This is a genomic window from Oceanobacter sp. 4_MG-2023 (assembly GCF_030689165.1).
GTDB lineage: Bacteria > Pseudomonadota > Gammaproteobacteria > Pseudomonadales > Oceanobacteraceae > Oceanobacter.
The window spans coordinates 48,134-62,747 of record NZ_JAUYVV010000016.1 but is presented as its reverse complement, the minus strand read 5'-3'; the positions used below and the strand labels follow the sequence as shown (position 1 = coordinate 62,747).

Here is a 14,614-nt window from a genome sequence, read left to right as displayed (position 1 = left end):
CCAGATGGATGAATACATTGACTGACACTCCTAGCAATACGCTCGCTGATCGCCATTTCCTGGAACAATTACGTCACCAGATGTTGTCGTTCGCCCGTCTGCAGTTGAATGACGACCATCTCGCTGAAGATGCCGTACAGGAAGCGCTGGCTGGTGCCCTGAAAAATGCCGATGCATTCAAACGCCAGGCGGCTTTAAAAACCTGGGTCTTTGCCATTCTCAAGAACAAAATCACCGATATCTTGCGGCAGAAGTATCGTTTGCAGGAACATATGCTGCCAGATGATGACGATGGCTGTAAGAATGGTGAGGAGTTGGACGACCAATTGTTTGACCATCGGGGGCATTGGCAAGCTGACGAACGCCCACAGCATTGGGGTGCCCCGCAGCGACTGGTTTATGAGCGGCAGTTCTGGCAAGTTTTTGATGCTTGCCTGAATCATTTGCCCGCACAGCAGGCTCGTGTCTTTATGATGCGGGAATTTCTCGAACTGAGCAGCAACGAAATCTGTTCTGCCCAGTCGGTCAGTGTCAGCAATTTGCACGTCTTGCTGTATCGGGCGCGGCTGCAGTTACGGGAATGCCTGGAAAATAACTGGTTCTCAGGGGCACAGGAGGCATAATCATGATGAATTGTCGTGAAGCAACACGGCTGATGTCGGAAGCACAAGAACGCAAGTTATCGTTGGGAGAAACGGCAGAGCTAAAAATTCATACGATGATCTGCGCTGGCTGTAAAAATTTTGGCCAGCAAATGCAATCATTACGCGGCATGATGCGTTCTTTCGCGCAGGGTGATGACCCGGAAGACAAGCCACCGGGTTGGCAGGGCCACAACAAAGACAACGAATAACGCCGTTCCAGCACTTCTTGTCAGAGGCCAAATGGTGTCGACAGCTTGATAACCCCATGAGGATTGGTACGCGCTGATCCTCTATTTATCAGACAGGAATTTTCATGAGTCTTATCGATATACTCTATCGTCCAGCCGACCGGGTCTTGCGATCGGCGCAACCACTGGATGGCCTTGCCCCTCTGTTGATGCGCCTCTATCTCGCTCCGGTCCTGATGCAGTCCGGCTGGGACAAAATGATGACATTTGATAAGACAGTCAGCTGGTTTGGCAATACAGGCTGGGGGCTGGGCCTGCCCATGCCGGAAGTGCTGGTCGCACTGGTATCGGGCTTTGAATTTTTTGGAGCCTGGCTATTGATTGTCGGCCTGGCCGTTCGCTGGATATCGATTCCGCTGATGTTAATCATGATAATGGCAGCGCTGTCAGTACATTGGCAGTACGGTTGGCTGGCCATTGCCGATGCTTCCAGCTGGTTGGCCAATGAGCGGATTATGGCATCGGCAGAACGGCTGGAAGCCGCTCGTACGATTCTGCAGGAACACGGTCATTACGACTGGCTGACAGGTCGCGGTGCCTTTGCCATATTGAATAATGGCATCGAATTCGTTGCGACCTATTTTATTATGCTACTGAGCCTGTTTTTTACCGGTGGTGGCCGCTATCTGAGTATGGATTACTGGATTGCACGCCGTCATAACCTGTTGCGCTAACGACCGACCGAATAACCCTGGTTGTTATGATGACAGCAGTTATGGCCAGGGGTATGGGCAAACACCGGATACCCCATAGACGGTCGATAACAAACAACAAGGATCAGATCCGGTACGTCGCCCCGGTCATAACCCTGGACACGGCGCTCATGGCCATCTTGATAGGTAAGGGGAATTTGTGACCACCGGCTTCCAGAGCCGTGGTTGCGTGTCTGGCTTCGTCTTCCAGCATCTGTAACAACACCGCCTTGCTGCGTTCATCCTGCACTGGCAAGGCGCTGAGGTGAGACGTCAGGTGTTTGCATACCTGCTGCTCTGTTGCGGCAACAAATCCCAGACTGACCTTGTCACCGATCTTTCCTGCTGCGGCACCAATACCGAGGGACAAACCATAAAACAGTGGGTTGAGCAGGCTGGTATGGCCGTCCAGTTCCCTGATTCGGGCTTCACACCAGGCCAGGTGATCGATTTCTTCTGCCGCGGCTGTTTCCATTGCCTCGCGCACATCAGCCAGCTTGGCAGTTAATGCCTGCCCCTGATACAAGGCCTGGGCGCAAACTTCACCGGTATGATTAATACGCATCAAGGCGGCGGCATGCTGTCGTTCGGCGTCGGTCATCTCATGCTGCTCACGCTGCTGGGCCGGCGATGGACGTGACGCGGCCGCGGCTCCCGGTACCAGAGTACGCAGGGCCTGGTCGGCACTGGCAAGCAAACGGTCAGGCAAGGAATATTGGCGAGTGGTTGGCTGGCTCATAAAAAGTCTCTCCGCAATGCGGGTATGGCAGGCCATCCCCGGAAAACTGAATCTGCTGACAGTTTACGTTTTTCTGCGTTCTGATGCATGATTCGTATCATCGATATTCCTCCCCTTACTGACAGCCTGACAGAGAGAATCAAAGTATGCAGGATGTACACGACCTGGCCCTGATGCTGGAGCGCCATACGCCCATTCTGGTGATAGAAACCCACGAAGAACCTCGGGCGCTGGATTTACTGACCCGGTTGGCGATCAAACGGGGTATGGCACTGCAACAGTGGACCCTGACCGATGGCTTGCGGCGACTGGGGTTTGGTGAAGACCCGGGACTGGAGCAGAGTGAAGTACCGGACCGGGCGCTGATGCATATCAAGCAGCAGCAGCAGGGGGGGATTTTTGTTTTTTGTGATTTGCACCCGTTTCTCTCTGAACCGGCAACGGTCCGCTTGCTGAAAGATATTGCCTTGCAGCATGCCAATGGCGGCAAGACACTGGTCTTGCTCAGTCACCGCCTCACTGTACCGGATGAGTTGATGCGACTGAGCGCACGCTTCCAGCTGCAATTGCCGAATGAGCAGCAACTGATGACCCTGGTGCAGGAAGAAGCACGTCGTTATACCGCTCAAAGCGGGATGCGGGTCAAAACCGATGAAGCGACGCTGAAGCGGTTGGTTGCCAACCTCCGGGGCTTGACCTATTCCGATGCGCGGCGCTTGATTCGCGGGGCAATTGTGGATGACGGTGCGATTACGGCAGACGATGTGCCCGAAGTCAGCCGGGCCAAACTCCAGTTAATGGATATGGATGGCGTGATGGGGTTTGAGTATGACACCGCCCGCTTTGGCGATGTGGCCGGACTGGATACCATGAAACAATGGCTGCAACGACGGCAGCAGGCGTTCTTGCAAGCTGATGCCAATATGCGGCCCAAGGGAATGCTGCTGTTCGGGGTACAGGGCAGTGGTAAAAGCCTGGCGGCAAAAGCCGTGGCGGGGAGCTGGGGAGTGCCCTTGTTACGGCTTGATATGGGTGCCTTGTACAACAAGTTTTTTGGTGAAACCGAACGTAATTTGCGAGAGGCCCTGCAGCTGGCGGAGCTGATGTCACCATGTGTGGTCTGGATTGATGAAATCGAAAAAGCATTGGCGGGTGAAGGTGGCCAGGACAACGGCGTCAGCCAGCGTTTGCTGGGCACCTTGCTGACCTGGATGGCGGAGCGGCAACAACCGGTGTTTGTGGTTGCAACCGCCAACAATATTCATGCCTTGCCACCGGAGTTGATGCGTAAAGGCCGCCTGGATGAAATCTTTTTTGTCGACTTGCCCGATGCCGGTGTACGAGAGGCGATTTTCCGCATTCACCTGGGCAAGCGGGGCCATGATGCCGATGCCGTTGATCTGGGGTTGCTGGCAGCAGCAACAGAAGGTTTTTCTGGTGCTGAAATTGAGCAGGTGGTGGTGGCAGCCTGGTATGCCAGTTCGGAATCCGGAGTGGCCGACGGTGCCAGCTCCCGACATCAACCGCTGACCACTGCGCAATTGATCGATGCCGCCAATGCTACCCAGCCACTGTCGGTGACGATGGCGGAGCAATTACAGCATTTGCGCCGGTGGGCAACCGGGCGCTCTGTGCTGGCACATTAAGATTAAGTCTATCCAGTAAGTCTGTTCAGTCTTGTTGCGGGTGGTATTTCAGCTCCAGTAACGCCCGTTTCAAGCGTTCGCCACTGGCTGGTTTGGCCAGCAAGTGATAAATACCAACCGCATGTGCCTGCTTTCTGACGGAGCTGATACTGAGACCCGTCAGCATCAATACCCTGGGTTTGCGGGTAATGGCCGAGTCATCCTGAATACGTTGCATCAGCTCAAGACCATTCATGACCGGCATATCCTGGTCGATAATGGCAGCATCAAAAGCCTGCCCTGTGGCGGCCTGGTTGCGCAGCATCGCCAGTGCTTCCTTGCCACTGTAGGTGCTTTCCACTCGAATACCCCAGCGCCGCACCTGTTTTTCAATCACATTCCGCAGGGAGGCATTGTCATCAACAATCAGAACGCTCATGCCAATCAGGTTGTCGTCATGATCCCGCTTTATCTGAGTCGCGGTATCTTCCGGTTCCATCGGCAGATACAGGGTGAGGGAAGCGGAGTGGTTGGACAGGCTTTCCATCTCCAGTGAGGCTTTCATAAAACGAATCAGATGCCAGCAGACACCCTGATCCCAGGGTGTGTGACTGCTGGCTTGGTTGGCATTGCTAAGCCGCTCCAGAATAATGCGCAAATCATCACGGTGAGTGATGGTGCCCTGGATCTGGGTCTGGATTGATACGCCATAGATCTGGCTGCGGTTATTCAGCTGTGGACTCAAGTGGGTACGGATTTCCCCCAGCTCTGTGTACGCCAGCAACTGGGAATAGAGGTTGTGCAGCAAGGTATGCAGATGATTACGGTCACCTATCAACCGGGCTGGTAGATCATCGGCCTGGTCTACCATCAGCTCAATCTGTTTGCGATTGGCTCCCAGCTGGAGGTGTTCCAGAATCTTGTTGGTGAGTGCTACCAGATCAAACGGGCGCTGATCCAGCTCCAGATATTCATCCTGAATCTTGGCCAGTACGGAAATTTCATTGGTGATATGCAGCATTTCCTGGCCAGCTTGAGTAATGGTTTCGGTGAAATCCCGCTGGACGTCTGTCAGCGGGGAGTCGGATAGCAGTTCATTCATACCGAGCACGCCGTTGATGGGAGTGCGCAGTTTGTGTGCAATCTGCGACAGAATCTCTGGGTGAATAACACCACCACGATTGGGATACTCGAGAAATTGATCACTCTGGCGGGTGATGCACAGTACCGCCATCACCATGCAGGCGGTCATGATGGATGGCAGCCACAGCGCTATCCATTGGCTGACCGAATCGAGTTCGAGCAGATTGTGATTGATCAGCAGGCCCAGTGAGATACCGATCAGGGTTATCAGGGTGCCGGCCAGCAGCCAGCGTTGTGCCGGCTTGTGATGGCTGCAGCCGGTACCCAGCAAGATTGCCAGCAGCAGCTGCAGCAGTGGTGCCAGGATTTCAGTGTAGCTGTATGGCAAGAAAACCAGCAGGATGGCACTCGCTATCGAGCCAATGGCCATGGCTCTCAACAGCTGTCGCACCAATTGGGCATGAGGGCCTTTCCAGCCAAGGAAGTAGGCCGTGAGCACCTGACAGCTGATGGCCGTTCCGGTCATCAGATCGGTGATGATATTGGATTGTTCAAGTTCAAGATCAAACAGCAAGCCGAGCTGACCGAGCCAGCTGGCAATAAAAATGGTAGAGGCCAGGCAGTAGCCCGACATGCACCAGGCCAGCCAGGAGTTTCGGGTTAATGCCATATTGATAAAATAAGCCGCTGTTGCCAGCAGCCAGCCAGCGACCAGGCCGATGGAGATCGATTGTGACTGCTCGTTCTGCAAAAAATATTGTGGCGTCAGTAGACGGATATCGGTGTTCAGCAGGCTGTTACCGGAGATGGATAATAAATAGCTGCTGGTCGACATGGCGGGCAGTGTCAACAAAAACGGGTGTGCTTGCTGATAACTGCCGGACGACTCGGTAAAACCACGGATAAACTGGATATTATCGCGATCACTGATATCAAACATCGACACTGTGGGAATGTGATTATTGGAGAGTGCCAGGATGGCCTGCTTTTCAGACGGAAACGGGTTGTACAGACTGATACGTAGCCAGAATGTAGAGCGGCTGGTACCAAAGTGCAGATGCTCGGCATGACTGGGCGTAAAGCGCAGTTGCACCGATTGACTGAGGACATCGTGAATACCCAGCAAGGAATCCGGGTCTTCCAGAATAGAAGCGTAACTGCTGATGGAGTGATTAAAATCCCCCTCAGGGATCAATACCGGACTGCTGGCCCAGCTGCTGTGATTGTAGCTGAGCAGCAGCAGACAAAGCAGCTGTACCAACCAGGATAAATCAAGTCGCCTTGTTGCCATATCAGTCATGGGGGTACCTTGGAGTCTGGCAGTGCAAGCAATGCCCTGCCAGACGGTGATAACGGTGTGGCGGTTGATATTACCACGGCCGTATCACCATTGATTATTACGTTCGGGGGAGTTTGCCGGAATTTTATTGCTGCTCGCGGGCAATGGCACGATAGCCAATATCGGTACGGTAAAACATATCTTGCCAGCTGACTTGCTGCGCCAGCTGATAAGCGGCCTGCTGGGCCTCACTCACGGTATTGCCCAACGCCGTGGCGCAAAGTACGCGGCCACCAGCGGTCAATACATCGCCATTATCCGCTGTTTTGGTACCGGCATGGAACACCTTGCTGGTGTGACTGTTGTCGGCAGGCAAGGAGATGACATCGCCTTTGCGGTAGTCCGCCGGATAGCCGCCAGCCGCCAGTACAACACCCAGGGCCGGGCGTTCATCCCAGTCGGCAATTTCCGTGTCCAGCGTACCTTCCAGCGCTGCCAGACAATGGGCAACGATATCGGATTTCATCCGCAGCATGATTGGCTGGGTTTCCGGATCACCAAAGCGGCAGTTGTATTCAATAACCTTGGGCGTTCCGTCGGCATCGATCATCAAACCAGCGTAGAGAAAACCGGTGTAATCATTGCCTTCAGCGGCCATGCCTTGCACGGTCGGGTAAATCACCTCGGACATAATGCGATCATGAATGGCCGGTGTTACCACAGGAGCAGGAGAGTAAGCGCCCATGCCGCCGGTGTTGGGGCCGGTATCGCCATTACCAACGCGTTTGTGATCCTGGCTGGTGGCCATGGTCAACACGTTTTTGCCATCCACCATAACGATAAAGGAGGCTTCTTCACCGCTGAGGAATTCTTCGATAACCACGCGGCAACCGGCATCACCAAAGGCATTGCCAGACAGCATGTCTTGCACGGCCTCTTCGGCCTGGGCCAGGGTTTCTGCCACAATCACGCCTTTACCTGCCGCCAGGCCATCGGCCTTGACTACAATCGGTGCGCCTTTTTCACGCAGATAAGCCAGTGCTGGCTCAAGCTCGGTGAAATTCTGGTATTCCGCGGTAGGAATCTGCTGGCGAGCCAGAAAATCCTTGGTAAACGCCTTGGAGCCTTCCAGCTGGGCAGCTCCGGCCGACGGGCCAAAGATTTTCAGACCGGCGGCCTGAAACCGGTTCACAATACCGCCAACCAGGGGCGCTTCCGGGCCAACAATGGTCAGGCCAATGGCGTTGGTTTCGGCAAACTGTTGCAGACCATCAAAATCCATCACATCGATGGCGACGTTGACCATATTGGCTTCGCGGGCGGTGCCTGCGTTACCGGGAGCGACAAATACCGTGTCGACCTGCGGAGATTGCAGGGCTTTCCAGGCCAGTGCGTGTTCGCGGCCACCGGAACCTATGATTAGTACTTTCATGATTATTCTCCGAACCGTCAGACGCCTGCTGCAGGCGCCTGATCAGACTGTTTAGTGGCGGAAGTGACGCATTCCGGTAAAGACCATGGCAATACCGGCTTCGTCGGCCGCCGCAATGACTTCATCGTCGCGGATCGAACCGCCGGGCTGGATAATGGCCTTGATGCCATTGGCCGCGGCGTTATCGATGCCATCACGGAACGGGAAGAAGGCATCCGATGCCATTACGGCACCTTCGACAGCCAGACCGGCATGTTCTGCCTTGATCGCAGCAATCCGGGCAGAGTTCACACGGCTCATCTGACCGGCACCGACCCCAACGGTTTGACGCTGTTTGGCGTAAACAATGGCGTTGGATTTAACAAACTTGGCCACTTTCCAGGCAAATACCAGATCGTTGATTTCTGCTTCGGTCGGTGCCCGCTGGGTAACGACTTGCAGGTCGTCAGAGCGGATCATGCCGTGGTCGCGTTCCTGTACCAACAAACCACCGTTCACCCGTTTGAAATCGAGTGCCGGGGCACGTTCGGCAGGCCATTGGCCACAAACCAGCAAGCGTACGTTTTTCTTGGCTTCGATGACGGCTGCGGCAGCATCAGTGACCGCAGGAGCAATAATCACCTCAACAAACTGACGCTCGACAATAGCGGTTGCGGTGTCGGCATCCAGTTCACGGTTAAAGGCGATAATGCCGCCAAACGCGGACTCGGTGTCCGTGGCAAAGGCCAGATCGTAGGCTTTGCGGATGCCACCATCGGCTTCCGGTACCACGGCGACACCACAAGGGTTGGCGTGCTTGACGATGACACAGGCCGGCTTGGTGAACGACTTGACGCATTCCAGAGCGGCATCGGTATCGGCCACATTGTTGTACGACAGCGCTTTGCCCTGTATCTGTTTGGCGGTGGCGATAGAGGCTTCCTGGGGATCGGCTTCCACATAAAAAGCGGCTTGCTGATGCGGGTTCTCGCCATAGCGCATGTCTTGCGCCTTGATAAACTGGCTGTTGAACGTTTGCGGGAAGTCCAGCCGTGTATCGACGCTGAGTTCATCTGCCGACTGGTCGATGGTGCCGAGGTAGTTGGCGATCATGCCGTCGTAATCCGCGGTATGTTCGAAGGCTTTTAATGCCAGGCTGAAGCGGGTCTTGTAGCTCAGACCACCGGACTTGAGTTCGTCGAGGACACTGCTGTAATCGCTGCTATTCACCAGAATCGCGACGTGAGCGTGGTTCTTGGCGGCAGAGCGCACCATGGTCGGGCCACCGATATCGATGTTTTCAATGGCCAGTGGCAAGTCGCAATCCGGGCGGGCGACGGTTGCGGCAAACGGGTACAGATTGACAACCACCATATCGATGGTGTTGATGCCATGCTCTGCCATTACCGCATCGTCCTGTCCCCGACGGCCGAGAATACCGCCGTGTACCTTGGGGTGCAGGGTCTTGACGCGACCGTCCATCATTTCAGGGAAACCGGTGTAATCGGAGACTTCTACTGCGGCTACCTGGTTATCACACAGCAGTTTGTAGGTACCACCGGTGGAGAGAATCTCTACTCCCAGCTCAACCAGAGACTGGGCAAATTCAACAATACCGGTTTTATCGGAAACGCTGATCAGGGCGCGGCGAACAGGCGTACTGCCTGACTGTGACGGAGCGGTCGGAGTGCTGTGGCTCATAGTATTCCTGGCAACAAGTTGGCTAACATTATTCGATATCTGAAAAACAAAAAGCGGCCTTGCAGCCGCTATGATCTGTTTGTATGCCGGTTAAAGCATGCCGTACTGCTTGAGTTTTTTACGCAGTGTGCCACGGTTCAGACCGAGCACAACGGATGCCTTGGTTTGGTTGTCGCGGGTATATTTCATTACCGTTTCGAGTAATGGAACTTCTACTTCTGACAAGACCATGTCGTAAATCCCGGCAACATCCTGGCCATCCAGTTGATCGAAATAGTTCTGTAACGCCTGTTCGACACTGTCGCGCAGGGTCTGGTTGGACGCCATTGGCGTTTCCAGTCGGATGTGCTGTTCTGCTGGTTCGGTCACTGTATCAACCTTCTTGATATAGGCTTGGGTATTCATGCGGCAATCTCCCTCGAGTTCCTGATCCCCAGGAAAAACTGACGAACGGCGTGTCCTTGTTCGTCAATGGAATCCAATTGGTTGAACTGGCGGCGAAAGTCTTCGCTACCGGGTTGTCTGGCGATATACCAGCCAACATGCTTGCGAGCGATACGCAGCCCGAGATAATCGCCATAAAAGGCGTACAGGGCTTGCAGGTGGGCTTGCAAGGTTTGATAAATTTCGTTTGGCGGTGGTGCTTCCGGTTCGGCTCCGGTGGCCAGAAACTGATTGATCTGCTGAAAGATCCAGGGGTTTCCCTGGGCGGCGCGACCAATCAACACACCGTCGGCACCGGTATAATGCATGACCTCAACCGCTTTTTGCGGTGTGGTGATATCACCATTGGCAAATACCGGAATCGATACTGATTGCTTGACTGCCCGTATGGTGTCGTACTCAACGGTATTCTTGTAGCCGCAGGCCCGGGTGCGGCCATGAACGGCCAGAGACTGAATGCCGAGTGCTTCTGCCATGCTGGCAATGACGTCGGCATTACGGTGTTCGGGTGCCCAGCCCGTCCGCATTTTCAGCGTGACGGGTACGTCGACGGCAGCAACAACGGCTTGTAGAATTTCACGCACCAGACCTTCGTCTTTCATCAGCGCTGAACCGGCGGCCTTGTTACACACCTTTTTGGCCGGGCAGCCCATATTGATATCGACAATATGAGCCCCTTGGGCCACAGCATAACGCGCACCTTCTGCCAGCGATTCGGGGTCTCCCCCGGCAATCTGGATAGCAATCGGCTCGGGTTCGCCACTGTGATCGAGCCGCTGTCGCGACTTGCGGGTCGCGCGCAGGTCGGGGTTGGCGGCGATCATTTCACCAACTACCAGGCCAGCTCCGAGACGTCGACACAGGCGTCGAAACGGAAGGTCAGTGACCCCCGCCATCGGTGCCAGCACGGCGGGGCTGGTTAGCGTGTATTTACCAATTGTGGGCATGGATAGCTATGGACTGATCAAAAAGTGTGCGGAAAAAAGTGGCGCTATCATACTCGGATGAATCCGTTGAATAAAGGCCACTTTGCCAACAAATATGGCATTTTTCTTACAGCCTGTGGTTATTCCGGAATTACTGATTGTCTACCAGTTGTACCGCGTAGCTGACGGCATTTTGACCAGGGTCAAGAATCTCCAGGGCAATATGTACTGGTGTTCTGCCGGGCATGCTGTGTTGCCCTGCTACCTCTCCGGCCAGATATTCGGCGGGGGTGAATTGGCGACTGGCAATAACGTTTTCATTCAGGTCGCGGAAAATCAGTACCAGATCCGGGAACGGCTGCTCAAATTCCGAGTTGTTCAGCAGCAGAGTATCGACAATCAGGGCGTTGGCAATGGTCGGGTGAGTACGTACCACCAGGTTGCGGGTCGACATGGTGCGGACATCCTGAACATGGGGTAACTGACAGCCAAGTACGGAACAGATGGTTTGATACAGAGGGCGTGTGCCAGGGCTTCTTGACCACTGGTCAAAGTTGAAATACAGCACTTGCCCAGCCAGCAGTACCAGTAACACCATGGCGGCAATCAGCCAGCCGGTTTCTGCCCGTTTTTGCTTGTCGGTATCGAGCTGTAAGGGTGTTGCATGGATATTGCCAGCCAATTCCTGATGGCGTGACGGTTGTCCGAAACCGGGTGGCAAGCTGTTTCCGGGCGTGTCATGGTCGTTTGAGTCCGCGGGCTGTACCGGGGCCAGTTCAAAGCTGATGGCCGGTTTGCTCTGGTTGAGCGTGCTGCTGGCGGTGGTTGTAGTGGCAGCCGCAGCCGCTGCCACGTTGGGCGCTGGGGGACGTTGACGTGGCGCTGCCTTGCTGGTGTCAGACAAACCCAGTTCGCGAGTAATTTCTGCTGGTGGCTCGCTGTTGTCGTCGTCACTCAGTAACGCTCTGGCCCAGGCTTCGTCATCGTCCTCATCAGTATCGTCTTCTTCTTCGATTTCTTCTTGCAGGCTGACATCGTAGCTCAGCGGGGAGGTGCCCATGATATCGAGATCGATCAGCGAGTCGTCAATATCAAGACTGGAGCTGGGTGCCGGACGGTCGAGGTATTCGGGTTCCCGCAGACCAAGATCAGCAAAGGGGTCATCGGCAATAGCGTCGTTATCATCCGGTTGATCCATGTCGTCGTGGATCAGCAGGTCATCGTCATCGTCGTCGTCTGGCTGTTCGTTCTCAGGCTGGCTGTTGTGTTGCTCATCCGGTTGATGGCTGGGTTGTGCATGGCTTTGACTTTCCAGAGTGATTGAGTCGTCGAAACCGTCGAGCCTATCGGTATCAAGAAATTCCAGACCGTCGTCCTGGTTTTCCTGGTCATTACTGGCGCTGCCAAACAGGCTGTCGAGCAATTCGTCGGTGGAGACTTCTTGCTGGGACTCGAGGTTGATGGAACCCAATGCATCGGTGTCACTGGCTGCGGGTGTCGGAGTAGCCGCAGGGGTGGATGAGGTGTCACCAGAAGGAGTGACTGTCGCTTTGGGTGTGCTCGGTCTGTCTTTACCGGGTTTGGCGGCGGCCGCTGCCATCGCGGCAGCCGCTGCCGCTCCGGCGATGGTCTGGTCAGTCCGTGGTCTGGCGGTGTTGGTTGCTGCTGCTTTGGGGGCTGATACGTTGGGTGTGCCGGTGTTGGGTTTGGTTGATTTGAGAGCGTCTTCATCGGTCGGGCTGACCAGATGGTTCAGGGCATTGAAAATCTGCAGGCAAGAGCCACAGCGGACATTGCCTTTGGCGATCGTGAGGTGTTCGTCGCGGACGCGAAAACTGGTTTGGCAATGTGGGCAGCGAGTCACATGCGTGGCCATGATGAATCCTCAGGGTTATTCCGGTTGTTCAAAACAGTAAATGCGCCAATGGCGAATGCCGGGATGCTTTGGCCACTTGATACCCTATGGTGTGTATCAAGTGGCTGCTACAAGGCAGGCGATCGGATGGGCGCGTGAGCTCCGTGCTCCTGGTCGGCACTGCCAAACGGACTCAGCAAGCGGCGGCCTATCCCTGGCGACGGGTGCCAGAGATAATAACCCAATCTTCTTGTTGCTTTGGTGTATCCATCACAAACCACTCGTTATAACGCTGAATAACCTCGTCTGCCTGCTGTGAGAGCAGGCCGGACAGCGCTAATTTACCACCGGCGCGTGTTAATTGGGCCAGAACCGGTGCCAGTTCGTTTAATGGCCCGGCCAGAATATTGGCCACGGTGACATCTGCCTGAACCGCAGGTGCTTGCGGTGGCAAGTACACCTCAAAGCGCTCTGGCGCTATATCATTACGTTGGGCGTTGTCGCGGGTAGCGGTCAGTGCCTGGGGGTCGATATCGATACCCACCATCGAACTGGCTCCCAGCAGGAGTGCCGCCATACCCAGAATGCCGCTGCCACAACCAAAGTCGACCACCAGTTCATTCCCCTGGATCTGTTCATCCAGATAGCGCAAGCACAGGGCGGTGGTTGGGTGGGTGCCGGTGCCGAAGGCAAGGCCGGGGTCGAGCATCAGATTAACAGCATCTGGCTGGGGTGGCTTGCACCAGCTTGGACAGACCCACAGTCGTGGGCCAAATTGCATGGGTTTATAAGTATCCATCCAGGCTCGGACCCAGTCCTTGTCTTCGACCTGCTCCCACAACAAGTCAACCGGGCCACTGCCGCCTTCTGCAGCAAACATCAGCGGAAATTGTTCCACTACAGCATCGGTATGGGTCTCGGCATCAAACAGACCGATAATCTGGGTGTCGTCCCATATCGGCGTCGTGCCCAGTTCAGGCTCCAGAATCGGTTGGTCGGCATTGTCTTGCAGAGTCACTGACAAGGCTCCCAGAGCCAGCAGGGCGTTTTCACAGGCTTCTACTTGTGCTGCCTTGGCTTGAATGCGCAGTTGAACCCATTGACTCATGATCTGTCTCCGATGCTGGGCCGGGGAGTCATCAGGAAATACGTTAACCCGGACTCACGGCAAAGCGCGGAGTGTGCCGAAAATATCCACAAGCGTCCAGTGGAGCGGCAAGGCCGGGGCGGCATCACGCTGTACCGGTGAGGCTGACTTCAGCCTGTGACATTTTGTCGCTGTATGCCGTGATGGCGGTCACCAGCAGCCCTTGGTTTGCTTGTTATACTCGCCAGCTTATCAATAAAGACAACCAAGGATACCGTTATGATTCGTTGCCGCCAGGTGCGCCCGTTATCGACTCACAGCCAGCCTCTTTCTATCGCCCAACGCGGCGTCAATTCGCTGCGCTGGGCCAGTCTGGCACTGGTATTGGCTGCCACCAGTCTGACTGTACAGGCGGATGGCAAGCACGACGACAAGGGCCATGATATGAGTCATATGAAGGGTATGGAAAGCGTGGAGCATAGCGCCGGTGGCAAGCTGGACATCAGTCATGCCACGGTACGCGCACCCATTCCAGGACGAACCATGAGCGCCGCGTTCATGACGTTGACCAACAAGAGTGCCAAGCCGGATCGTTTGGTGAGTGCCAAATCCAGCTGGACTGACCATATCGAAATACACACACACATCCATGAAGACGGGGTGATGAAAATGCGTCAGATTAATGGGTTGGATATTCCTGCTGGACGTGTGGTTACCCTGAAACCCGGTGGTTTGCATCTGATGTTGTTTGGGCTGAAACAACCCTTGCCTGCCGCTATTGGAGGGTCGTTACCGTTGACGCTGTGTTTTGAGCATACAGGTTGCCAAAACATCAGCGCCAAGTTGGTGGATATGCGTCAATAACAGCGCCAGACCAATG

The 14,614-nt window shown here is 54.9% G+C and carries 13 protein-coding genes; 5 read left to right on the top strand and 8 right to left on the bottom strand.

Annotated elements, in window-relative coordinates; all coding sequences use genetic code 11:
- Nucleotides 1-8 precede the first annotated feature (8 nt).
- The 3 genes from Q8W24_RS12075 (at nt 9) to Q8W24_RS12065 (ending at nt 1,566) form a co-directional block, all read left to right on the top strand.
- The gene (locus tag Q8W24_RS12075; RefSeq protein WP_370693330.1) at nt 9-623 is read left to right on the top strand and encodes an RNA polymerase factor sigma-70; all 615 of its coding nucleotides are present in this window, start codon (nt 9-11) and stop codon (nt 621-623) included.
- 2 nt (nt 624-625) lie between these two features.
- Nucleotides 626-853 carry a zf-HC2 domain-containing protein gene (locus tag Q8W24_RS12070; protein ID WP_303431774.1) on the top strand — a complete coding sequence of 76 codons (228 nt, stop codon included), beginning with the start codon at nt 626-628 and terminating at the stop codon, nt 851-853.
- A gap of 104 nt (nt 854-957) precedes the next feature.
- Entirely contained in the window at nt 958-1,566 is a 609-nt protein-coding gene (locus Q8W24_RS12065) for a DoxX family protein (protein ID WP_305413919.1), read from the top strand.
- Between the two features lie 103 nt (nt 1,567-1,669).
- Here Q8W24_RS12065 and coq7 read toward each other — a convergent pair whose 3' ends face one another.
- Nucleotides 1,670-2,323: a 2-polyprenyl-3-methyl-6-methoxy-1,4-benzoquinone monooxygenase gene (coq7, locus tag Q8W24_RS12060; RefSeq protein WP_305413920.1), complete on the bottom strand. Its 654-nt coding sequence runs from the start codon at nt 2,321-2,323 to the stop codon at nt 1,670-1,672.
- 146 nt (nt 2,324-2,469) lie between these two features.
- Between coq7 and Q8W24_RS12055 the strand changes: the two genes are divergently transcribed.
- Nucleotides 2,470-3,969: an AAA family ATPase gene (locus tag Q8W24_RS12055; protein ID WP_303431777.1), complete on the top strand. Its 1,500-nt coding sequence runs from the start codon at nt 2,470-2,472 to the stop codon at nt 3,967-3,969.
- Between the two features lie 25 nt (nt 3,970-3,994).
- Here the strand turns inward: Q8W24_RS12055 and Q8W24_RS12050 are convergent, their stop codons facing one another.
- The 7 genes from Q8W24_RS12050 to prmA all read right to left on the bottom strand — a co-directional run bounded on the left by Q8W24_RS12050 (nt 3,995) and on the right by prmA (nt 13,755).
- Nucleotides 3,995-6,331, bottom strand: coding sequence for a response regulator (locus Q8W24_RS12050; RefSeq protein WP_305475457.1), 2,337 nt, complete (start codon nt 6,329-6,331; stop codon nt 3,995-3,997).
- A 124-nt stretch (nt 6,332-6,455) separates the two neighbouring features.
- Nucleotides 6,456-7,742, bottom strand: coding sequence for a phosphoribosylamine--glycine ligase (purD, locus tag Q8W24_RS12045; protein WP_303431779.1), 1,287 nt, complete (start codon nt 7,740-7,742; stop codon nt 6,456-6,458).
- Between the two features lie 51 nt (nt 7,743-7,793).
- Entirely contained in the window at nt 7,794-9,422 is a 1,629-nt protein-coding gene (purH, locus tag Q8W24_RS12040; protein ID WP_305413922.1) for a bifunctional phosphoribosylaminoimidazolecarboxamide formyltransferase/IMP cyclohydrolase, read from the bottom strand.
- Nucleotides 9,423-9,512: 90 nt separating this feature from the next.
- Nucleotides 9,513-9,827 (bottom strand): DNA-binding transcriptional regulator Fis, encoded by a 315-nt coding sequence (fis, locus tag Q8W24_RS12035; protein ID WP_370693329.1) that lies wholly within the window; start codon nt 9,825-9,827, stop codon nt 9,513-9,515.
- Entirely contained in the window at nt 9,824-10,813 is a 990-nt protein-coding gene (gene dusB / locus Q8W24_RS12030; protein WP_305413923.1) for a tRNA dihydrouridine synthase DusB, read from the bottom strand. The genes fis and dusB overlap by 4 nt, the downstream gene beginning before the upstream one ends.
- A gap of 130 nt (nt 10,814-10,943) precedes the next feature.
- Nucleotides 10,944-12,668 (bottom strand): DUF3426 domain-containing protein, encoded by a 1,725-nt coding sequence (locus tag Q8W24_RS12025; RefSeq protein WP_305475456.1) that lies wholly within the window; start codon nt 12,666-12,668, stop codon nt 10,944-10,946.
- Between the two features lie 187 nt (nt 12,669-12,855).
- Complete coding sequence (prmA, locus tag Q8W24_RS12020; protein WP_305475454.1) at nt 12,856-13,755, bottom strand: 50S ribosomal protein L11 methyltransferase; 900 nt, start codon at nt 13,753-13,755, stop codon at nt 12,856-12,858.
- Nucleotides 13,756-14,013: 258 nt separating this feature from the next.
- Here prmA and Q8W24_RS12015 point away from each other — a divergent pair, with 258 nt between their 5' ends.
- Nucleotides 14,014-14,598, top strand: coding sequence for a copper chaperone PCu(A)C (locus Q8W24_RS12015; RefSeq protein WP_305413929.1), 585 nt, complete (start codon nt 14,014-14,016; stop codon nt 14,596-14,598).
- Nucleotides 14,599-14,614 lie beyond the last annotated feature (16 nt).